At 49.4% G+C, this 22,664-nt stretch carries 17 protein-coding genes; 2 read left to right on the forward strand and 15 right to left on the reverse strand.

Features of this window, described 5'->3' with window-relative positions; all coding sequences use genetic code 11:
- Positions 1-26: 26 nt before the first annotated feature.
- Positions 27-938: a carbohydrate ABC transporter permease gene (locus tag B1748_RS16760; protein WP_087569085.1), complete on the reverse strand. Its 912-nt coding sequence runs from the start codon at positions 936-938 to the stop codon at positions 27-29.
- 38 nt (positions 939-976) lie between these two features.
- Positions 977-1,963 (reverse strand): ABC transporter permease, encoded by a 987-nt coding sequence (locus B1748_RS16765; protein WP_256975720.1) that lies wholly within the window; start codon positions 1,961-1,963, stop codon positions 977-979.
- 166 nt (positions 1,964-2,129) lie between these two features.
- Between B1748_RS16765 and B1748_RS16770 the strand changes: the two genes are divergently transcribed.
- Both B1748_RS16770 and B1748_RS16775 read left to right on the forward strand, forming a co-directional pair.
- On the forward strand, positions 2,130-2,714 hold the full coding sequence (locus tag B1748_RS16770; protein WP_087569086.1) for a sigma-70 family RNA polymerase sigma factor: 585 nt from the start codon (positions 2,130-2,132) through the stop codon (positions 2,712-2,714).
- A 109-nt stretch (positions 2,715-2,823) separates the two neighbouring features.
- On the forward strand, positions 2,824-3,456 hold the full coding sequence (locus B1748_RS16775) for a DUF3600 domain-containing protein (RefSeq protein WP_179215630.1): 633 nt from the start codon (positions 2,824-2,826) through the stop codon (positions 3,454-3,456).
- 450 nt (positions 3,457-3,906) lie between these two features.
- On the opposite strand, the gene B1748_RS16780 is transcribed toward B1748_RS16775, so the two are convergent.
- The 13 genes from B1748_RS16780 to B1748_RS16840 all read right to left on the reverse strand — a co-directional run bounded on the left by B1748_RS16780 (position 3,907) and on the right by B1748_RS16840 (position 22,643).
- Entirely contained in the window at positions 3,907-4,530 is a 624-nt protein-coding gene (locus B1748_RS16780; RefSeq protein ID WP_087569088.1) for a cyclase family protein, read from the reverse strand.
- A gap of 40 nt (positions 4,531-4,570) precedes the next feature.
- Positions 4,571-6,361 (reverse strand): L-fucose isomerase, encoded by a 1,791-nt coding sequence (locus tag B1748_RS16785; RefSeq protein WP_087569089.1) that lies wholly within the window; start codon positions 6,359-6,361, stop codon positions 4,571-4,573.
- Positions 6,362-6,363: 2 nt separating this feature from the next.
- The gene (locus tag B1748_RS16790) at positions 6,364-7,236 is read right to left on the reverse strand and encodes a sugar phosphate isomerase/epimerase family protein (RefSeq protein ID WP_087569090.1); all 873 of its coding nucleotides are present in this window, start codon (positions 7,234-7,236) and stop codon (positions 6,364-6,366) included.
- Positions 7,233-8,180 carry a phosphoglycerate dehydrogenase gene (locus tag B1748_RS16795; protein WP_087569091.1) on the reverse strand — a complete coding sequence of 316 codons (948 nt, stop codon included), beginning with the start codon at positions 8,178-8,180 and terminating at the stop codon, positions 7,233-7,235. The genes B1748_RS16790 and B1748_RS16795 overlap by 4 nt, the downstream gene beginning before the upstream one ends.
- 21 nt (positions 8,181-8,201) lie before the next feature.
- The gene (locus B1748_RS16800) at positions 8,202-8,804 is read right to left on the reverse strand and encodes a glucose-6-phosphate isomerase (RefSeq protein WP_306299330.1); all 603 of its coding nucleotides are present in this window, start codon (positions 8,802-8,804) and stop codon (positions 8,202-8,204) included.
- Positions 8,804-9,775, reverse strand: coding sequence for a shikimate dehydrogenase family protein (locus B1748_RS16805; RefSeq protein ID WP_087569092.1), 972 nt, complete (start codon positions 9,773-9,775; stop codon positions 8,804-8,806). The genes B1748_RS16800 and B1748_RS16805 overlap by 1 nt, the downstream gene beginning before the upstream one ends.
- 9 nt (positions 9,776-9,784) lie before the next feature.
- On the reverse strand, positions 9,785-11,305 hold the full coding sequence (locus B1748_RS16810; RefSeq protein WP_087569093.1) for a xylulokinase: 1,521 nt from the start codon (positions 11,303-11,305) through the stop codon (positions 9,785-9,787).
- Between the two features lie 16 nt (positions 11,306-11,321).
- Positions 11,322-12,365: an alcohol dehydrogenase catalytic domain-containing protein gene (locus tag B1748_RS16815; protein WP_087569094.1), complete on the reverse strand. Its 1,044-nt coding sequence runs from the start codon at positions 12,363-12,365 to the stop codon at positions 11,322-11,324.
- Between the two features lie 17 nt (positions 12,366-12,382).
- Positions 12,383-13,408, reverse strand: a complete 1,026-nt coding sequence (locus tag B1748_RS16820) for a Gfo/Idh/MocA family oxidoreductase (RefSeq protein WP_087569095.1) — start codon at positions 13,406-13,408, stop codon at positions 12,383-12,385.
- A gap of 229 nt (positions 13,409-13,637) precedes the next feature.
- Positions 13,638-19,019 carry an S-layer homology domain-containing protein gene (locus B1748_RS16825; RefSeq protein ID WP_087569096.1) on the reverse strand — a complete coding sequence of 1,794 codons (5,382 nt, stop codon included), beginning with the start codon at positions 19,017-19,019 and terminating at the stop codon, positions 13,638-13,640.
- Positions 19,020-19,077: 58 nt separating this feature from the next.
- Complete coding sequence (locus B1748_RS16830; protein WP_087569097.1) at positions 19,078-19,962, reverse strand: carbohydrate ABC transporter permease; 885 nt, start codon at positions 19,960-19,962, stop codon at positions 19,078-19,080.
- Positions 19,963-19,975: 13 nt separating this feature from the next.
- Positions 19,976-20,872, reverse strand: coding sequence for an ABC transporter permease (locus B1748_RS16835; protein WP_087569098.1), 897 nt, complete (start codon positions 20,870-20,872; stop codon positions 19,976-19,978).
- A gap of 58 nt (positions 20,873-20,930) precedes the next feature.
- Entirely contained in the window at positions 20,931-22,643 is a 1,713-nt protein-coding gene (locus B1748_RS16840; RefSeq protein WP_179215631.1) for an extracellular solute-binding protein, read from the reverse strand.
- Between the last annotated feature and the right edge of the window lie 21 nt (positions 22,644-22,664).

A 22,664-nucleotide genomic window follows, 5' to 3' on the forward strand; every position in this document is an offset into this window, starting at 1 on the left:
TCGAAGCTACCAACCTTGCCGGCGGATCAGCCTTTGACCGCGCCCACCGTCAAACCTTTGACAAAATACTTCTGAAAGAACGGATACACGAGCAGGATCGGCCCCATGCCGACGACCGCCATCGCCATCTGCAGCGATTCATTCGGCAGCTCCTGCATCAAGGTCGGATTCTGTGCGGCCAGCTCGACGTTGTTTCGCAAATACTGTACGTCGTTTAATACCCTCATCATTAAATATTGCAGCGGATACTTGTCTTCGCTCGATATAAAGAGCAGGGCGTTGAACCAGTCGTTCCAGTAATGAATGGTGCTAAACAAAGCCATAGTCGCCAGAACGGGCAACGAAAGCGGCAGCACGATGCGGACGAATATTTTTATTTCGCCGGCCCCGTCGATTCTCGCGGATTCGATAAGAGCCGGGTGGATCGTCGTCTGGAAAAACGTCCGCATGATGATGACGTTAAACGGCACGATCAAGAGCGGCAAAATAAGCGATAGATAAGAATCTTTGATGCCAAGCACCTGCGTATAAACGAGGTACCGGCTCACGATGCCGCCGTTGAACAACATCGTAAAGAAGAGAAAAAACGTAAATGCGTTGCGGTAAGGATAATCGCCCCTCGAGATCGGGTAGGCGTACAGCGCCATCAGCATGACGCTGAGCACTGTGCCTGCCACGGTAATGCCGATGCTGACCGCATAGCCGCCGAACACCATCCCGTAATCCTTAAACAGGGAATCGTAAGCAATTAGAGAAAAGCGGCTTGGCAAGAAGCTGTAGCCATTTGATAAAATGGAATCGCCATGCGTAAAAGAGACGATGATGACAAGCAAGACGGGCAGCAAACAAATCAGCGACAGGATAATAAAAGCGATATTCAGGATGGCGCTCGAGAACGGGGTGAGACTGTTCTCTCTTCGGCTCGTTCGACTTAGCATAAGGTTCACCTCTCGTAATGTCTTCGCGGCGCTTAGCGTTAGAACAACGCTTGTTCCCTGTTGATTTTGCGTACGGCCGCGTTGGTTGCGATGACCATAATAAATCCGACTACCGCCTGCACAAGCGCCGCCGCGGAGGACATGCCGATATCGTTCATCTTCATCAGCGAGCGGTATACGTAGGTATCGACGACGTCGGTGACGGGATACAACGCTCCGGAATCCTGCGGCACTTGATAAAAGAGGCCGAAGTCCGCGCTGAAGATGCTGCCCATGGATAGAATCGTCATGATAATAATAATCGGCTGAATGGACGGCAGCGTAATATGAATCATTTGTTTCCACTTGGACGCTCCGTCGATAATCGCCGCCTCGTAATATTCGGGATCGATGCCGGCGATGGCCGCGATATAGATGACCGCGCCGATGCCGACTCCCTTCCAGGCGTTAACCAGAATCAGAATGTAAGGCCAAAACGCCTTCTCTGTGTACCAGTAGACGGGATCGATGCCGAACCACTTTAGCACCGTCATGTTCATAAAGCCGAAGTCGGGATGCAGGAACGCGTACACCAGGTAGCTGACGACGACCATGGACAAGAAGTTGGGCATGATGATAAACGTCTGATAGCTCTTCGCCAGAAACTTCCTGCGCAGCTCGTTAATCGCGACCGCGATGCCGACGGACAAGACGAGATTGACGGCCATAAACGCCAGGCTGTACAAAATGGTGTTCCTCGTAATGCGGATCAGCGAGCCCGACGAGAACAGGAAGTCGAAGTTGGAGGTTCCCACCCAAGGGCTTCCGAAGATGCCGTCGATATAATTAATGTTCTTGAAGGCGATAAACACGCCGAACATCGGAAGATAGCTGTGTACCAGAATGACCAATGCCGTAGGGAGAAGCATGAACGTCAAATATTTGTATTTCCACATTTGATGCAACCATAGCGCGAACCCGGTTCGCTTTTTCCTGGGCATCGCCTCCGAGGCCGAGCCGCCCCGCTCTCTCATCACTTTCTCCATGTGTCCACTTCCTCTCTCATGAACCTAGTATAGGATGCGGACGGTCATAGAGCGATGATCTATTCCTTGATGAATGTGATGGATAATGAGTTGTCTTATAAAAATAAATCGAACGGAAATCGATACAAGCCCCAATAAAGAGTGCAGAGAGAAGGAGGGACAACGGATGGAACGCTCCATCGAACATTCAAAGCTCGCGGCCGAAGCGCTGGCCGGCAGCCGAGAAGCTTACAGCCGCTTGTATTCGGAAACCGTCAGGGAGGTTTACCAGACCGTTCGCTTCCTGGTCCGCGAAGCATCCGAGGCGGACGACGTCGTTCAGGATATTTATTTGGCGATGTTCCGTTCTTTTCCACGCTATGATCCCGCCCGGCCTTTTCGGCCTTGGCTTATGGGGATTGCGATGCGGCAAATCAGGAATCACCGAAGAAAAAGGTGGATGCAGCTTCGAATTGCAAAAAAAGCGGAAGCGGTGCAGCAAACGGCGGAATACGATTTTTCCGGCGACATTACAGATCGGCTATCTCGTAACTCCTTGGCGCAAAACGTGGAGAAGCTTCCTTACAAGCTGAAGCAGACGGTTATTTTGCATTATTTTCACGAATACACGCAGGAGGAGATCGCCCTGATTCTAGGCATTCCCCTGGGCACCGTCAAATCGCGTATTCATGCCGCTTTGCAAACATTGCGCCGCAAGCGGCAGCTCGGGTTATTTCGAACGGGAAAGGTGGAGGAACTACATGAATCTTGAACGGGAGCTCAGAGAGGAATTGCGGATGCGCGCTTTGGAACAAACGGAGCCGCCGGTCTATCTCGAAGAATCCATTTGGAAAAAACAGATTGGGCAAAGGAGCAAACCTATGAAAAAATGGTTGATTGCGGGAGTTTTATCCGCCGCGCTATTGATTCCGACGGGCGCTTACGCCGGGTATACGTATTGGGCCGATACGATCTACGGTTCAAAGGAGCAAGCCGAGGGAATAGGTTTGAATGCCCAGCGTTACGAGGATTTGGAGAGAAGGCTGGCGGAAACAAAGCAAAGCCTGGCCCCGGAGGATTTTGAAGAGTTTATGCTGCTGCTTCAAAACCTCGGCGGTCTGGTGCTGAAATACGGCAGCGACGGCGAAGCTCCGACTACCGAGCAATTGTCGGACGCGGATTATGAAAGCTACCTCCATTGGACAAGCCGACTGGAGCCGCTGCTCGCCAAGCTGAGCGAAGCGGAAGCTTCGCGCGATGCCGAAGAGCGCAATCAATTTGCGGACGAGCTGTTGGCCATGGCCGAGAAAAAGCTGGACGGAGAGGAGTTGTCCGCGTTCGTCCGGCTTGTGCAGGCCATGCAAAAGTATGAAGCAAAGGTATCGGATAGCGACGGAAGCCTTCACATGGAGCGTCTCTCGCCGGCAGAGCAGAAGGAATTGAATCGCCTTCGCGAGGAAACCCAACCGTATTTTGAAAAACTGGGCATTGAAACGGCGCGTAACCATCCATAAAAGATAGAAGGGGGCCGTCCAATAAGACTCAAAAAAAAGTTGGGCGGAAAACCAATTCCGTCCAACTTTTTTACTTTTTCAGGAAAGTGGCGAGGCGGATGCCTGCCACTTAACATTCAACCAAAACCGGGGCGTCCAGCATTCCGTTTTCACTGAGCCGGCCTATTTGATGGACTGTGTATGAATTTTCATACACGTTTGGCCAGATGCCGGCTGTTTGGTGAATTGTATATGAATTTTCATACACGTTTGGCCAGATGCCAGTCTGTTTGGTGGATTGTATATGAATTTTCATACACGTTTGGCCAGATACCGGTCTGTTTGGTGGATTGTGTATGAATTTTCATACACGTTTGACCAGGAGCCGGCCTATTTGGTGGATTGTGTATGAATTTTCATACACGTTTGGCCAGGTACCGGCCTATTTGGTGAATTGTGTATGATTTTTCTTTACCCATCAATAAGGATTACTCGCGCAGGAGCCGCGTCGATCCCGGTTAGCTTAAGCGGTGCGACAATTAAGGTATACGCTCCTGGCGGAACGTCTTGGAGTCTCAAACCTTCGACAATGACGATATTCCGCCCCATTAATGTACGGTGTGTAGGATAACCCGGCTGAGAGCGTTCAATCCCAAGTGCGTCTATCCCTACGAGCGACACATTCAATTCCGCCAGATAAGCCGCGCCATCCTCGCGAAGGTAGATAAATTCGGGATCAAACGCTTCGGTGAAGGAATTGGCCGTTTTCAACAAAATCCTCTCCCCCTCTTGAATGTTGAACGGAAGCAGGTCTTGTCTGGCGATCTCTCCCCGGATCTTGGTTAAATCCAACACCCTTGCAGTTCCTACAAGCTGCTCCAGGGTGATCGTTTCGATTGTTTCTCCATTCTCCAGCATATGTAACGGTGCATCCACATGCGTACCTGTGTGTACATTCAATGATATTTTGCTTTCATGAGGTTTGCCTTGTTGATGATTTTGGACATTTGTAATAGATGGCCGTTTAAGTTCACTGTTTTTCCAAACCTGCATATCTTCTTTAATGGTCATACTTATATCATAGATACGACTCAAGCTTATCCCCCCTTCATTCTACTCTCTTTGACTTGTTTCTTTATTTATAGAGCGGGCCATACGCCGTGCAGGCTCTGTAATCTACTCCTTCAGGATCCTTGGTCCCGAAGGCGCTCCAGGAGCTTGGACGGAACAATTGCTTCACAGGTACATTATGCATATTGACCGGGATACGCAGCATGCTCGCCAGCGTAATCAAGTCTGCACCAATATGTCCGTAGGAGACAGCACAATGATTGGAACCCCAGTTCTCCATGACAGAATACACATCATCGAATACAGGATCATCCTTTATACGGTCAGGTACAAACCAAGTTGTAGGCCAGGTAGGGGTTGTCCGCTGATCAAGCCTGTCATGCATATCAGACGGCAATTCTACCGTGTAGCCTTCAGCTAGCTGTAGGACAGGACCAATCCCCTCGATCAGATTGATACGCACCATTGTAGCTGCCATACCGCCCTTGGTCGTATAGTCCGTCGAATAGCCACCTCCCGCAAATTGATCCATGTAGGTAGGACGCCAGGAAACAGCCTGCAGGCAATCTGTCACCTCATCATCTGTAATATCCCAAAATGGTTTCATGGCCGGGTTACCATCGATCTTCTGCTCCCCTGTTCCATCTAGAGCCGCTGGACCCGAATTAATTAAATGTATAATGCCGTCTGCTGCAATTCCCGTTAATTGTTGCCCGGTAACCCGCTTTACTGCTTCGGGACTCCAATAAGTTCTTACATCAGCGAATACTTGAGCCGCATTAGTCAGCAAATGCCCCATCAGCATCGTAATCGCATTTAAATTATCATTTTCCGTCGCCACAATAAAGGGCTCGCGCTTGCCGCTCCAATCAAAGGAGGAGGTTAGAATTGCTTCCAGGAAATCCGCGCTGGGATAATGGTCCGTCCATTCCCTCTGCCCTTGGAAACCTGCGGCTATCGCATTATAGCCGTATGCCTCCTCTTCCCAGCCGAGCTCTGCAAGACTCGGGTTGCCAATCATCAGATCACGCGTAATGAGGGCCATCTTGACCACCGTTTCCCAATTGCGATCCTTTACAGACCTCTCGAGCCGCATCTCCTCCGGGTTGGGATCGTCTCCCTCTATACAATTCGCCTTCACCCAATCAAGCGCAGCCACGTATTCCTCCGGATCGAAGATGCCGCGTTCTATACGTCTTGTCACCTCGGTCATATCGACATAAGCATTGCGCATTCCGAGATAATGCTGATAGAAGCTGTCATCCACAATACAACCTGCAATACCCATCGAAACCGATCCAATAGATAGATAGGATTTTCCTTTCAGCATAGCTACAACAAGACCCGCACGACTGAATCGGAGCAACATGTCACTTACATCCGCAGGTATTGAAGTGTCATCCAGATCCTTCACATCTCTACCATATATTTTGAATGCAGGAATCCCCTTCTGATTATGGGCCGCATGCAGCGCCGCCAAATACACAGCCCCCGGGCGCTCTGTTCCATTGAAGCCCCAGATCGCGTGAGGAATTTGCGGATCCAGCTCCATCGTCTCAAGGGGATAACACCAGCCTGACGCAACCGAAATCATGAGGCCAACGCCCTCTCTGGCAAATTGCGCGGAACAACGGGAAGCCTCGCTTACACCGGAAATCAATGTATCGCTAATGACGCAGCGCACCGGACTGCCATCTGGATATCTAAGAGTTTCCGTCAGCAGTTGCGCCACATTGTGCGCAAGCTCCATCGTCATGTCTTTCAGCGCCGCCTTGACCAGTTTTCTGCGATCAATAATTGGACGTATTCCGATTGCGGGAAAACCGCCCGAGTAGCGATTTTGCAATGATATCATGCCTATCCCCCCACTCCTTCATATGTACCGGACAGACCATGTTTCTTCATCAAACTTTTAATAAAAGAAACTCCTTCACGAACGAGCGTATCTCCATTGCTGGCCAGCCGCCTCCATACCCAAGTGTTCATGTTGTCAGTCACGTCTACGAACGACTCAAGCGCAGCATATCCTTTATAATTCAACTCGCCAAGCGCACGGAACAGATCATCCCAATGGACAAGCCCCGTTCCAGGAATCCCCCGATCATTCTCGCAGAGATGATAGTGAATCAGGTCGGCTCCCGCGGCTTTTGTTGCTTCATAGAAGCTTTTTTCTTCCATATTCATATGATAAGTGTCCAGATGAATCTTAATATTCGGCTCTCCAATCATCGCTTTTAGCTTCAGCGCTTGCTCACATGTATTGACCAGATAGGTTTCATACCGGTTAACCGGCTCCAGTCCGATCTGTACACCATGGCTTTGAGCATAAATTGCAGCCTCACGAAGACACTCGGCTGCATAGCCCCATTCCTGTTCCTTTGGCGGCGCAGAGGCCGCCTTTACATGCTGCGAATAGACGACTCCCGAGAAATTGGTTTTCCCTATCGCAGCCGTCGCCGCAATACACTCTTTGAGATAGTCGACGCCCTTTCGTCGAATCGACGCATCCGTACTTGTTATATCGGTATCGCCGAGCAGCACAGTCGAGGTAACTGCGTCAAGTCCGGCATCCTCCAAGCGGCGCCTCACCGCTGCAGCATCAAACGTATCAAGCGTCATGAGCGGAATTTCAATAAAATCCAGCTCCAGCTCCTTTACCCTGTCAATTAAGTGCAGCGTTTCATTGCTCCAACGCGAACACCAGGCATAAGCGTGAATACCCAGTTTCATGATCCGGACACCTCCAAAAGATCGATAATATGCTGCGAAGCCATCATTCCCATATTATCAACGGCGTTAAGGGTAGACGCCGCGCAATGAGAGCTGATAATTAAATTATCAAGCTGCAGCAATTGGGGATTGTTCGGCGGCTCCTGCTCGAAAACATCAATTCCAGCCCCCCAAATACGTCCGCTGCCAAGCGCTTCTATCAGCGCATCCTCATCGATTAGCCCGCCTCGTGCCGTATTGACAATGACCGCATTGGGCTTCATCCAGCCGAATGCCTCCCTGTTTATGACTCGTGCCGTCTTCTCGTTTAAAGGCATATGCAGACTGATAAAATCCGCCTCCTCCAGGAGCGATCTGATCGTATCGCAATAGCGAAAGCCCCGCTCCTGTGCAAGCTCCTCATTGCGATATACATCATACGCAATGATCGTCATGCCAAAGCCTGCCGCCCTTCTCGCGACTGCCTGTCCAATTGCGCCAAACCCGATTAACCCAAGCGTCTTCCCATACATATCAGTGGCAGTCACTGTCTTCCACTGATTAGAGCGGCACTGTCTGTCGATGTACGCTACCTTTCTGGCTGTTGCGAGCATCAAGGCAAAGGTATAGTCCGCAACGGCCTCGGTATTGGCTCCTGCTGTCACTGTAACCGGAATGCCGGTTTGCCTAGCGTATTCTAAATCAATATTGTCTGTGCCAACTCCATATTTAGAAATCGCTTTCAGCTTTGGCGCGCTTGCCAGTACGTCGCGGTCGAGCGGATCCACTCCTACAATGACACCATCCACATCCGCTATCAATTGCAGCATTTCCGCCTTGCTTAATATGCGTCCATATGGATTAGCTATAATTTCAAATCCGTGCTCCCGAAGCATCTCGATCGGCATCATGCTGTTTTTCCCGAAAGAACGCGGCGTTACCAGCACCTTTTTCCTTTTGTTCATCGCCACTCCCTCCCGTCGCCATTATTTCCATTTGGGATTGTCCAACAAAACGACCTCTTTGTTCTGCTCTACGACTATATTACGGTATCCCTTCGTTTCAATCGTCCCGTAATCATGGCCCGCATCCGCCCGAAATACATAGAAAGTAATCAACGGCTCATCGCCCGTATTGATGCTTCGATGCGCATATCTTCCGGGCACGTAAACAGCCTTCCCCGGCGTAAATTCCTGAACGTCGCATTGGCCCTCTGGATTTTCCATCAGCATCAAGCCTTTGCCCCCGATACAGTAATAAACCTCTGCCGTATCCAATATCGTATGGAAATGTCCTTTGGTCATATAAAACTCATTGCCCACCTTGCCCGGATATACAATACTTGTTCCGAAGGCCAAATTGCCGTCCGACTCCGGGATGCCGAGCTCATGAAATTCGTATACAAGCGGATCTGATCCTTGCATGAGTTGATCAAACGCCTCATCATCCGCATACATACCTTTCATTTGCGACAGGTAGCGCTTGAGTGATGGCTTCGCATTGGAAAGTCCATTATTGAGGCTGAAATATACGGTAAAAGGCGAAAGCGGGTTCTTCATGATATCCGCTCCGGAATCAGCTGCTGCCATTAAAATTTGCCTCCTTCTGCTTTGCTGGCCTTTCGCAACTCCATAGCGATACGTTCCAATCGTTCGAACCTTTCGCCTTCAATACTCGTGTGGAATACTTCTGCAATGACCTGAGTCCAGCCATGGATAAAATAAATCCAGCCATCCTCTACCCACAACTGTTTGCCGGCCTGCTGAGACAACGCCTGGTGTTTAAAATCGAGCTCCCCCCGGTAATTCAGCTCCCATACCAGACTACTTATAGGGAATTCCGCTTGATCCGTCAGCGGCGAGCCCGGTCGATCCTTGCCGAGCCCTGTAGCGTTAACGATAAGCGAGCCCCGCGGCATCTCGGCAAGCACCCGATCATTGTCAAGCGGCTCGGGACAAAGCCGATATTCGAACTTAACAGGCGTCTCTATTCGGCCAAGCAATTGCTCCGCTGCATGGAGCCGTTGCTGACTGCGGTTGGTAATAACAATCCGCTCCGGCACATTGCTCCCATGCTCCCTCTTCGTCAAATAGCCGGCAATCGCCAATGCGCTTCCGCCCGCTCCCATAATCATCGCTTGACCCTTGCTGGTCTCCCAATGCCGCGCAGGAACAAACGCCTCCAGCGACAGTCCGCTAGAAATGGGATCCTTGGCATGTCCGGCTAGCGATTCTCCATTTTTGGAGATCGAGGAAACCTCCTCGAACATATCGGCATAATCATCAAGCGTATCAAACAAATCCTTGGCTGCATGGTACAAATCAATTTTGTGCGTCGTGACCAGTGCCCCGAGCGAAAGCGGATCCTTCTTAATAAAATCAACCGCTTGCCGGTACAATTCCGGATCGGCATGGATGCCAATATCAATGCCCTTTATTTGCGCATCCTTTAATCCCAACTCTTCCGCCCATAGCGGAAACAAGTTCATAATCGATGACTGGCCTGTCGTCACTCCGATGAAATACATGGTTGGCTGAGCAGCCTTTTCTGGAAGCCCCATCCTCATCCCTCAACTTTCATATTTCAGTTGCCGATATAAATCATTCATCGTATTAAGCGTTTTTAAATAATGACTGGCATGCCGTTCATACTGACTGCGCTTCCCTGGATCAGGGTAATAGCTTTGAGTGGCACCGGTGAGTCCTGCAACAGAATCGGCAATGCTGGCAATCATCCCGGTCCCCTTGCCAACCAATAACGCCCCCGCAAGCAGCGATGAATCAACCGTGTCCAAAACCCGATATGGAATGCCAAGCACATCCGCTTTAATTTGATTAAACACGGAGCTGCGAGCGCCTCCGCCCGTCACGCGAACTTCCTCATAATCAACCTTGCCAATGAGCTGCTCCAGCGTGTTCAAGTAATACTTGTATTCATAAGCGATTGCCTCCAGCATAGAGCGGAACAAATCCCCCTTGTCATGGGCAAAATCCAGACCGCTCCAGCTCCCCTTCATAGACGATTGGTTGGGACAAACACGTCCACCGTAATGCGGAATAAACATTAGTCCCCCACTGCCTGGCTGTTTGACGGAAGCGAGCTGATTTAGCTCGTCGTAGTTGCTGCCCGTCTGTTCCCTAAGCCAAGACAAGCAGCCGCCGCCTCCATTGATATAGGCCAGAGGAGTCCATAATTCCGGCAGTACGGATCGGGCATAAATCAAAGTTTTCCCTCCCACGTCCGGCTTGTATTGATCCACGCAGCAGGACAACACGGAAGCCGTCCCCGCCACATCAAACAATTGACCGGAGCTGACAATCCCTGCCCCCAGGATAGACGCTGCCGTATCTCCGCAACCGGCTACAATCGGAGTACCTTGCGCTATTCCCGTCAGCTGGGCATATCGAGAGCTTAGACCGCCTATGACCTCCCATGGCCGCACTATACGCGGCATCTTCGTCTTGTCGATATCAAAGTCCTGCAGCAAAAGATCCGACCACGTTTCCTTCTCCACATCCGCAAATCCGGTAAAATGAAGATGTGTATGGTCGATAAAAGCATCCTCCGCTTTTAATTCAGCCAGCTTCCCTGCAATATAAGCGCTTGGTACCAGAAACTTGGCGATTCGGTTATAGATCTCCGATTGTTCCCTACGCCACCAGATTATCTTAGGTCCGTGCGCATACGTGACCGGGCATCCCGTTATACGTATGTATTCTTCCTCGCCCCACTCCTTGATCAGAGGCATTGTTGCTTCACAACGGCGATCCAGCCAAGAATCAAAAGGCATGACCGTATTCCAGTCCTCATCAATCCCCAATAGGCCGGCCATCTGCCCGTCAATGCCGATACCTGCGATTTGCTCTTGCTTGATGCCGCTTTGCTCTACGACAGAGCGTATGCCTCTAACAACCGATGCCAGCATTTCCTCCGGATCCTGTTCCACCAGCCCGTTGCCGCCCCTAATTAATTGAGATGGGATAAATGCGGTAGCCTGATGGGTACCGTCGAACGCAACTAACGCCACCTTGGTGCCCTGTGTCCCCACATCCGCCGCAATCGCATAATTCGTCCGCGCACTGCTGCTCATCCTCGATAAATGCCTCCTAGTCAAATGAGATTAGTGTTTTGATGCCTTGCGAGCTTCCCGCATAACTCAGCGCTTCATTGAACTGTTCGATCGGGTATCGGGCGGAAATAAGCGGATTAACATCGATAATTCCGTTTGCTATAAATTGCAGGGTTTTGTGAAAATGATGATTGTTGGCTTTCGTCGTTCCCGTTACCATCAATTGCTTGTAGTGAATCGCATTGGTGTTCAAGTTCACCATTTGTCTATCTTTGGGCAGGCCTCCAAAAAAATTGATTCTGCCTTTCATTGCCGCAAGTTCCACCGCAAGCTGTTGCGCTTCAGGCGAAGGATTGGCCGTAACGCACATATCAATTCCTTTACCTTCGGACAGCTCGTAGATCCTTTCTTGAATCCCTTCCGGCCCAACCGGTATAAAGGTAGAATCAACCTCCTTGCAGATACGAAGACGATCAGGAGAACGGTTATTGATAAATACTTTCCCCGCCCCAGACATCTTCGCTAACATCGCGTACATCAAGCCGATAGGCCCGGCGCCTATAATAAGCACATTATCTCCGGGATTAACAGGACATTGTTTAATCCCGTTGTAGACACAGGACAATGGCTCATTCAAAGCTGCGGCATCGTCACTCACATTGTCCGGAATCCTTACAATATTTCCGAATCGAATTGCTTGCTCCGGGATGCGAACATATTCTGCAAAGCCGCCATCCGACTGAATACCAAGAGCTGTATAGTCCCGGCATAGATGCTGATCCCCTTGTACGCATGCATCGCAAATCCCGCATCCCATGTTCGGCGCGACGGTTACTCTCATGCCTTCACTGTAGCCTTCTACCGCACTGCCGACCTCGGCAATGATACCGCTGAACTCATGCCCAAGCGTTCTCGGATTGTCAGCCGTTACACCTGGAAAGCCGTTTTTGATTATCCTCATATCCGTTCCGCATATACCCGCCCGCTTCACCTGGATCAACAGCTCGCGTTCATTAATAGTAGGCATTGGCACATCTATGATTCGAATATCGTTTTTTTCATATAATCGGACCGCCTTCATTGTATGCCCCCTTCCTGTCAACCTAATTTAACAACCGATCCCGAGCCAATCGACCGGTTACCCGCTTCCACAACCTTTACAGCCATCTTGCCATCATATCCCGTCACTCTCGGATTCCTGCCTTCGAGGATCGAAGCTATAAAGTCGGTATCCTCCGCCAAATAAGCTTCCTTGAACAGGGAACGCCAGCTATTCATAAATGGGCGTTTCAATTGATGGTCGCGTCCTGCAACCACTATGGACTTCTCGTGTGTCTGCCCTAGAAAAATAACGCCCTCTGTCCCGACTACCTCCACCCTGCTGTCATAGCCGTACTGAACATAGAGCGCTCCGTCGATGCTTCCTTGTTTGCCGTCGCTGAATTTGGCCGTTAAGGCAACGCTGTCATAAAAGTCAGGGTATTCATGACGAATCTCCCGGTTGCGGAAATTGCCCCCCGTAGCATATACCTCCGAGATCTCCGATTCGGCAAACCATCTGAGCGTGTCAATGTCATGACTGTTGACTTCTGCCAATGGACCGTTGCTTTTCTTTAAATCGTACATCCATGGCATAGGTTTGCTTGGTCCTCGCGTCAACGATTTCACCAATACAACCTCGCCTATGGCCCCACTGTCAATCTGCCTTTTTGCTTCAATGAAGCTATCGTCGAATCGACGCATGAAGGCCATCTGAAGAGTAACCCCTGCAGATTCGCATGCGGCTATCATTTCATCGCATTCTTTCTCGTTCATCGCCATGGGCTTTTCGCACAATACATGTTTGCCTGCCCGTGCAGCCGCAACAACAATTTCCTTATGATAGATAGTAGGGGTTACAACCACCACCGCGTCAATATCCTGATCATCCAATGCCTGTGTGTAATCTGTATAGTACCGATTAATCTCTAATTCGCGTATCGCCTTCTCTGCAGCTTCCTGACTTGGGTCCACAACGGCTACAAGTCTTGCGAACGGAACATTTTTACGAAAATTATGTGCATGAATCAATCCTGCCCGGCCCGCTCCAATGACACAAATCCCGATTTCGCTCTTCGAATTCATTGCGTATGCCACCCTTGCTATAATTATCGTTTGTTATCTTTTACAATCATATGTTATCGATCGCTCGGCATTGATGTGTCGGTCGAGGCGACAGAGAACTAACAGGAGCCGCCCCAACTGCAGGCTCTCTCATTTCAAAAATGGCTGTGATAGGACTTGGCTCAAAAAAATAGCGGTGTCAGGGTGCGAAACCTGCACCGCCATTTTTTGTTTTACGCAACGTGTAACATCACGAATTTACAGACAACCAGATCATCTTGGCGATTTCGGCACGGGTCACGTCCGCTTGCGGATCGAAGCGCCCCCCGCCTTTGCCGCTCACGAATCGGAGCGCTTTTGCGTCCGCAATCGCGCTGCGCGCCCAATGGGATGCATCAGCAATATCAGTGAACGCATCCTCGTCACTAACCTCAGCCTTGTCTTTGTTTAAATAATCGTGCAGTCTCATCAGAATAACAGCCGCTTCTTCACGGGTAATCGTCTCTTCCGGACGGAATCGTCCGTCGAAGCCCGTTACCAGTCCAAGCTCATGTGCTTTGTGCACGTATGCCGCATAATATTTGTCGGATGCAACATCCGAAAATTTCGGGGAACCCGGCACAAGTTTGAAGAAGCCAAGCGCCTTCACCGCGACGACCGCAAAGTCTGCTCGCGTTACGGCATTATCTGGGAGGAATCTCGTCCCGTCAACGCCTTCAATCGCATGCCGAGCTGCCAGCTTGCTGATAAAGCCCTTCGCCCAGTGATTATCCGTATCGGCGAATGTCTTGCGGTATTCCAGTATCGCGTAACTTGAGAAATGGGTGGTGTTGAATATAACCTCATTGCCGTTGAACGTACCTCCCATATAGACTGCTTCCCTGCCATTCAGGTAATAAACGCCGGCCATATCCCTATCCAGTCCTGCCAGCTCTTTGTCCGTCAGCGTCCGAGTAACAGTTACCGCTTTGTCGAACTCGCGAATCGGCGTTATCGTGCCGTCACTACCAACATAATTTAATTCCAACTCGTATACGATTGTCGTGTTGTACATCGACTTGTCGCCCTTAATGACATTCGCCACCTGGTTGTCCACAGAGCCTCCTTGGCCGGTACCTACGAAAAGGCGAATTGTGCCGTCCCCCGCTCTTGCTTGAACCGGCAGCGCTCCTGGCGGATATTGTATCGTTATGGGAGGCGTAACAATTTTCAGTCCTTTACCACTCTCCTGTAGTGCCGCGATCGCTCCCGTCGGCAGCTCCAGTCTGATCGGCCCCCTGATGTCGGCTTCCATTAGAATGACCACATAATCGCTTGTGGCGCCAACAATCGCCTTGTCAATCTGCGCTTTCGTTATTGCAAATGCAAGGCTTCCAGAGGTTGCCTTCGGTTTGACGACAATGACCCCATCGTTTACACTCGTTTCGGTGCCATTATCCTCATTCACTTCTCCTACATTGCTATGGCCGCCTCCCGGATTGGGCTCCAGTTTTCGTCCAATTTTAAATGCCATGGTCTGATTAGAATTCATCTCAATCTCAAACTCATTGTTTTCAAAATCGATCTCGGATCCGGAGATCATCTCCGTGATGACTAAATCACCATTTAACCCCATTTCTTCAGGGTCAAATTTAATTGTCGCCGTATTGCCGGTTGTCTTAGAATCGTTCATAACCGTCAAATACACCGTGGATCCTTTTCCGTAACGTTCCACATATACTTCAGGATGGTTGCTGGTGGCATATGTGATAGATTCCCAGCCGGCTTCCGCCACTTCTTCCACGATCGGCACATATTTCTTAAACAACTCGCGGTCTCGATTGTAGTATTCCGGAGTAATCCAGTAGTTGTTTTCGCTAGCATTTTTGCTAAATGCGCTCGGATAAATGCCGTAGAAGAGGAGACGCTGCATATACAACTCCATATATTCATTTGTGAAATGAGCGAAATCCGTGTTTTGCAGCATATTGTACGGCTTCTGCGCGGAAAGCGTTCTGAAGCGGCTCAAAAGATAATCCGGATCCGGGTTGTAGGAATGATCTACTCCAAGCCAGTTGCGTTCATTGCCCATAATATCCAGCCACGGCATATACATCGAATAGCTATAAGGCGTTCCGTTAGACATCATCATCTTGTCCATGCCGTGCATGCGATCCGATAATTTCTTGACCAGTTCCCACGCGGCAAATGCGCGGTGAACCGCAGGCTGTTTTGTAATAGAAGAATACACCAAAGGCGTCTTCGCAGGACCGAAGTGTCCGCGTTCGTAATCGAGCGTATATGGCCAGCCATCAAGCGTGTCCAAATACTCTCCGTCCATCGCGTCCGCACCACCATAACGCCTTTCCAGAATCTCATCGCTGTAATAAAGCTCGTACCCGTTCGGATAGTCAGGGTAGTCGGGATTCTTTAGATCGGGATTCGAGTTCACCATCCATCTCGCGCCATTTGTCCAAGGAGTCTGTACCATTTGGAGGATCGGATTGCCGAGAGCGTTTTTCATCCCCGCGACGACTGCCATTTGGGCAGGCAGGAAACCTTCTTCCGTCATAATTTCCCGTTCTGAGATCGCGGTCTCAATCGTTTGCGGCAGGTTTTGGTCAATCTTCTGCCACCATGTGGATGGTTCAGTATAGTTAAAATCGTCGATATCGTTATCGATATGAAATTGGCGATCCGGATCGTTATCGTCGCCCTCTTTGTACTGGAAGCCAAAATCCTGCCAGTTAGGGATATCCGCGATCGAAGCGAACGGCATCCATATGCCTTGCTCCTTCGAACGAACGGTATAGAACTCAGGGAAGAGCTCCGTATATTTATCGAACGAGCTTCTAAATCCCCACTCCGGATCGAAACGGTATATCACGAACGAAAAGTCCGCGCTGGAAGGAAAATTCGCTGTATCGGGAGACAAGCCGAATTCGAAAGTGATGAGCAACTGCTTCGTTCCCCGGTTGTAATCCAGCTTATAATGGGTTGGCTTGTTGTAATCGACCGCAAGGGCCAGAGACTTGCCTGATGCCTTATCGTATATCGCCGTAGTCGGGTAAAGTGACAACGGTCCAGTCTCAAAATCCGGTTGATCATTATTCGAATACGTATACGCCTCATCATATGGTCTGATAACTCTGCTTTGGCGAATATAATCGTCCCACACCCAGCCCGATGCGTTCACCGGCAGGGCAAACGATAACGTGACCGCCCGGTCTGACTGCGTTGTGTCGGTCAAACGGCCAGTGACTTTGATGGCGTTGTCCAACTCCTCAAAGTCCGCATCGACCTCCAGACCCAAATCCTCGACCCTGCCTTTATATTCATTCGCTGTACCGGCGCCTGTCCGACGGAATGCATACAAGTTGGAATCGGCTGCCTGATCTCTGATCAAGAATCCGGAAGGTACGCCGGGAACTTTAAGCTCCACATTGTCTTGCTTCAGCGAAGCGATGCCGTTATCGCCTAGCGACAAACTTAATCCGTCCTCCGTCTCCAGTGTCGTATAAGCATTCTGCGGCCGCTCATTTACCTGAGTTACCATCGCATTTTGGAGTTCGGCTCCCGTTGTGATTTCTCTTATCGAGAAATCGTCAAACCATACTTTGCCTGTATGTCTGCTGAACAGGGCATACAAGTAGATTGCCGATACTGGTTTCGGCGGATTATAATAGAACATGCGTTGCTGCCAATCATGCGTACCGTTCATAAACGAGATTGTTTTCGCGTTCAGCCATGTTCCATCGGCGAAAGCAATGTCCATATAGATCGCGTATCCGTTATCGATCTCACCGTCAACTTCTTCCGCCTTGCTCCAGCCGCTGATGGCCAACAAACGAGGCGTAGTCTGATACAGGCCAACCCCGGTATACATGCCTCCCTCATCGGTTGCCGACGTATTTTCCATCATAACGCCGGTCGTGCCGTTGCGTCCGCCCCCATTGTCCAGTGAATATCCCTTGCCGAACGGGTTCCAATCGTTGAGCAAGTTGCCGTTAGTGATTTCCATGCTTCCGTTCGTCACTTTTTCTATACCCTGTGTATCCGTCGGAATAACATTGTAGGCCGTTACACTGTCCAGTTCTTCTACGACAATGTTGTCGAACCACACCGTTCCGGTATGATTTCTAAATATACCAAATATCTTGATCGACTTAATCGGCTTTTCGGGTTCAATATATAGCGTCTTGTACTGCCAACCATGTGTGCCGACATCGAACTGAACATGATAGCCCAATCCCTCGGTTCCGTCGTTGTATACAATATCGGCATATAAGGAGTAATCCGAAGAAATGTTTCCGTCGACATCCAGAGCTTTGCTCCAACCGCTAATCAGCAAAGGCAGGGCCTCTTCTCTGTTCAGCATCAGTTCCTGATAAATACCGTTTTCTGCTGCCTGACCCGATTCCCTAACGATTTTGGCTCCCCGCGAACCTCCTAGCCCCTCCGTATTGGCGACGCTATAACCGGCCAACCAACTATTCCATCCCGTGAAAGCGCCGTCCGCCATATTTCCCAGATCGCTATTTTGCAACAGATTGTCCGCCGGAATTGCAGGCTCTTCGAACGGGTATTCTTCGACTTTAAAATCGTCAAACCATACTTTCCCTGCCGTGTCCTTGAACAATGCATTAATGGTAAGTCTCTTGACCGGTTTTTCCGGGTTTATCGTATACTCGGCATACTGCCAGTCATGCGTGCCGGTATTTAGCGTTACGATCTGTCCCCATAAGGGCGTGCCGTCGTTGTATTCAATATCTACCCATATGGAGTAATTGATGCTTGGACTCCCCGCGACGCCTTCCGCTTTGCTCCAGCCGCCGAACTTTATCGGAGCAATGACACTGCGATTTAAAGTAATTGTTTGAGAGGCTCCGTATTGCGAACCCGCTCCAGTATTATTCTCCATATAAATGGAGTTAGATCCGCTTTTCGCATTGGCTGAATCTAAGGTATAACCTAGATTTAGAGGTGCCCAGTTTGCTGCGTGATTTCCCGATACCGTCTCGAATGAAGGATTCTGAACAGTATCCGTTCGAAATTCTTGAACATTAAAATCGTCGAACCAAACTTCACCCGCTATGCCTCTAAATAATCCGTTTATCGTCAAGCTTTTAATCGGTTTAATAGGATTTATCGTAAACTCGATAAATTGCCAACCGTCCAACCCGGTGTCGAACGCTCGAGCATGTCCCCATTCAGACGTATCATCGTCATATAAGAGGTCTACCCAGATCGAGTATGCGGCAACGTCAGGACTATGAGTCCCGCTTATACCCTCCGCCTTGCTCCAGCCGCTGATCTTGACCGGTGCAATACTAGTACGGTTCAAATGGATGGTCTGATAGATGCCATAATTCGTATTCTCGCCGACGGTATTTTGCAAGTGAATGGACCGTGAGCCGTCATAAACGTTTTCTGCCACTGTATCAACGGTATAGCTGCCTTCCGATATCGCCCAGTGGTCGGCAATGCCGTTTGATGCCGATTCAAACGAAGGGTTCTGCAAGACGGAATTGTAATTGCTTTCTGCGGCCGATACTTCGTTGATAAATTTTTTAAAGCCTGGAATGCTGATAGATGAAAAAAATAGCAAGAACGCAATTATGCAAGCAATACCGGTACGACATGTTTTGCCCATTTCACGTATAACCTCCTACTATAAGGTGTAACCGCATTCAAATCGTCATTCTATCGCGTCATTCTTTCACGCTGCCAAGTACGATTCCGCTGACAAAGTACCGTTGCAAGAACGGATAAATCAACAGAATGGGGAGAGTGGCCACAAACACTTGTGCCGCTTTACTTGTTCGTTCCGATACGTGGATCAGCGTTTTTACTTCTTCGGGCGTAATGAAGCTGACATCCCGTTTAATCAAAATGGTCTGCAAGTAGCTCTGCAGCGGATAATTATGCGGATCGTTCATAAAAATAATGCCGTCAAACCAACTATTCCAGTGGCCCACAAGCGAAAACAATGTGATCGTTGCAATTGCCGGCATTGCCAGCGGAACATAAATCGACCACATAATCCGAAAATGACTTGCACCGTCAATCAAACCAGACTCCTCAACTTCCTTTGGCAATGAACGAAAGAAATTAAGCAGCAGAATCACATTAAATACTGGTACCGCAGTCGGCAATACCAATGCCCAGATGGAGTCGATCAACCCTGTGCTCTTAACCGTAATATAATGGGGGATGAGCCCTCCGCCAAAGAGCATAGTAAAAACGAAATACCAAGCGTAAACGCTTCTCGAACGAAACGACCTCGAGCTCTTTGATAACGGGTAGGCAATCAGAATCGTCAACAAGCAATTGATTGCCGTACCCAAGACTACTCTCTGGGCCGAAACCCACGTGCCTTGCAAAAATTGTTCTTTCATAATAACGAATTTGTAAGAAGAAAGCGTGAACTCGACTGGCCAAAGTAAAACCTCTCCAGCTCCGGCCGCGCTTGCCGAACTCAAAGATAAGGCAAGCACATGAATGATCGGTACCAAACATAAAAATGCGGCAACCGATAAGAAAGCGTAATTAAACCATTGAAAGGCTTGAAGGCCTGTTATCTTAAATCTGCTCATTGAAGCACCTGCTTTAAAAGATTCGATAGTTGGCGAACCGATAAGCCACGAAATAAGAAGTGGCGATCAGAACAAAGGATACCAAAGATTTGAAAAGTCCAAGAGCCGTGGCCACGCCATACTGCGCGCTCTCCAATCCCAAACGATAGATCAGCGTATCAATGATGTCTCCTCGTTCATAAACTAGCGGGCTATACAAGTTATAGACTTGATCAAATCCCGCATTGAGAACGTTACCTAAGCTCAGCGTGCCCACTAGTACGATCATCGGCACAATGCCGGGTATCGAAATATGAATCGTTTGCTTCCAGCGGTTGGCACCGTCGATCTTGGCCGCCTCGTACAGGGAAGGGTTTATGCTGGTCAAAGCAGCCAGATAAACGATTGTGCCGAATCCGAATTCCTTCCAGACATCGGAGAGAACCAGGACAAAAGGGAACCAGTCGTTTCTGCCAAGAAAAAACACGGGCTCCAATCCGAAGAAAGACATCGCCTTGCCAACCAGTCCATTCGACGGGGATAGAATGTCGACCAGGATCCCCCCCAGAATGACCCAAGACATAAAGTGCGGTAAATAGACGAGCGTTTGGACGGTTCTCTTAAACAGCGTCTTTCTGACTTCATTCAGCAACAGCGCAAAAAGAATGGGCACGACAAATCCGACTACGATCTTCAGCACGGCAATGAATACGGTGTTATAGATCACCTGAAGGGTATCTTCCATGGCGAATACGAACCTGAAATTGTCCCAGCCGACCCAAGGCGAATGAAGCACTCCTTTGCCGGGATTAAATTTCTGAAAGGCAATCATGATACCTGCCATCGGGATGTAGCAATAGACAAACACCAACAGCGCGCCGGGAAACAACATGGCATGGAAAGGCCAATTAATTTTATGTTTTTTTCTCATTTACGCTCCTGACCTTCTTTATTAATGAGGGAGGACCGTTTGGACCTCCCTTCGAATCTTATCGTTTAACAGTTTGATACCACTCGTTTACTTCTTGCGTGATGTCGTTGCCGCCGAGGGACTTCCATTGTTCGACGAAAGAATCGAATTCTTCCAGCGGAGCGGCACCGACGATAATTCTCGTGAAAACCTCCTCCTGCTTTTTGGACAACGTACTATTTTTTTCGGCCATTGAAGGTGTCAGCGCACCAAAATATTCGTTAAAGACAAAACGGTTTTCCTGAGTGTACTGATACATGGTTTCGAGCGTGCCGCCTTGTTTCAACTGCATGGCGTAACCCCAATGGTCGGTATTTCCCTTTAAATAATCGGTCATAAAATCGTACAAAATCAATTCCGAGTCCGGCAGAAGCGTCGGGTCTTTTTCGGCCAACGCCTTCGAGATTGCCTTGCCTACCACCGGAAAACGGTCTTGCTTGCCCACGAATGTAGGATTCAATACATAATAGGTCTGATCAGCTCCGCCTTCAATTTGGATTTTCCCTTTGACGTATTTCGCGGCATTCGGTTCCGTTGCCGGAGCATCCATTGCCCAGATGGATTGGTTATACATTTTAATAATCGCTTCGGGGTTTTTGGCTTTCTTGGATACAACATAATATAATCCGGTCGATTTTTGCAGCTGCGCCTTGGCTATTTGATCATCCGCCGACACAATCGGGTATACGCCCCAATCCTGAATGACTTTACCGTCTTTTACAGCCCCGGCTTGCAAGGGATAATTCCCGGTCCAGAAGAGGCCGTATGTGATGCCGATTTTGTCCTGGGCGATCAACTCCGCTTCTTTAGCCAGATCCTTGACGCCAAACTCCTTGTCTATCTCACCGTTCGCGTACATCTCTTTCAGCTTGGCCAACGCGTTTTTCATTTCCGGTTGAATGCTGCCGTATACGAGCTCGCCCGCTTCGTTATTCAGCCAAATGTTGGGGTAGGCATGAAATCCGTTAAAGAAGCCCTGCAAGCCCAACGATCCGCTCATGAGATCCTTCTGAAGCGCCAATCCGAATGTATCATCCTTGCCGTTGCGGTCCGGATCGTTGCGGGTAAATGCCGTCGAGATCGCCTCCAGATCCTGCATCGTCTTAGGCGGCTGCAATCCCAGCTCGGCGAGCCAATCATTGCGGATAAATAAATAGGTCGAATCGTTATGAACGCCGTTCGTGTAAGGCAAAGCCATCATTTTTCCATTAATTTTCGTAGAATCCAGCTGCCCGCCGCCGTCTCGCGTCACGTACTCTTTCGTATACGATGTAGCGTATTTCTCGAAGATTTCGCCGATATCCATCAGCATGTCCGCATCCAGCAATTGCTGGAATTGAACGCTGTTCACTTGCATAAGATCGGGAATATCGCCGCTGGCGATCGCAATGTTCACTTTCTGATCATACTGGGATCCGTCCACGCTCCAGAGATTTTTGATCTTGATCCCCAAATCGTTTTCATAGGCGGCGTACACACCGTTGCGATCATAGCTTTCGCCCTGATCCCATATGATTGAAGGATTCATGGACCTGACTGTCGTGACCTCGACCGGAGGGTCATATTTCTGCATGGGGTCAAAATCTTGTTCCGGAGTCTTGGACGATGATGCCGAAGCTGTCTCTTGCCCTGCCGTTGATGTTGAAGACTTGCCTTCCTGCGATTCATTGCTGCACGCGGCGACAAAAAGACATGCAGCGGCAACTCCCACTAATACGAGTTTCCTGTACACTCTGAGATCCCCCCTAGATTT

Source organism: Paenibacillus sp. MY03 (genome assembly GCF_002165585.1).
Taxonomy (GTDB): Bacteria; Bacillota; Bacilli; order Paenibacillales; family Paenibacillaceae; genus Pristimantibacillus; species Pristimantibacillus agaridevorans.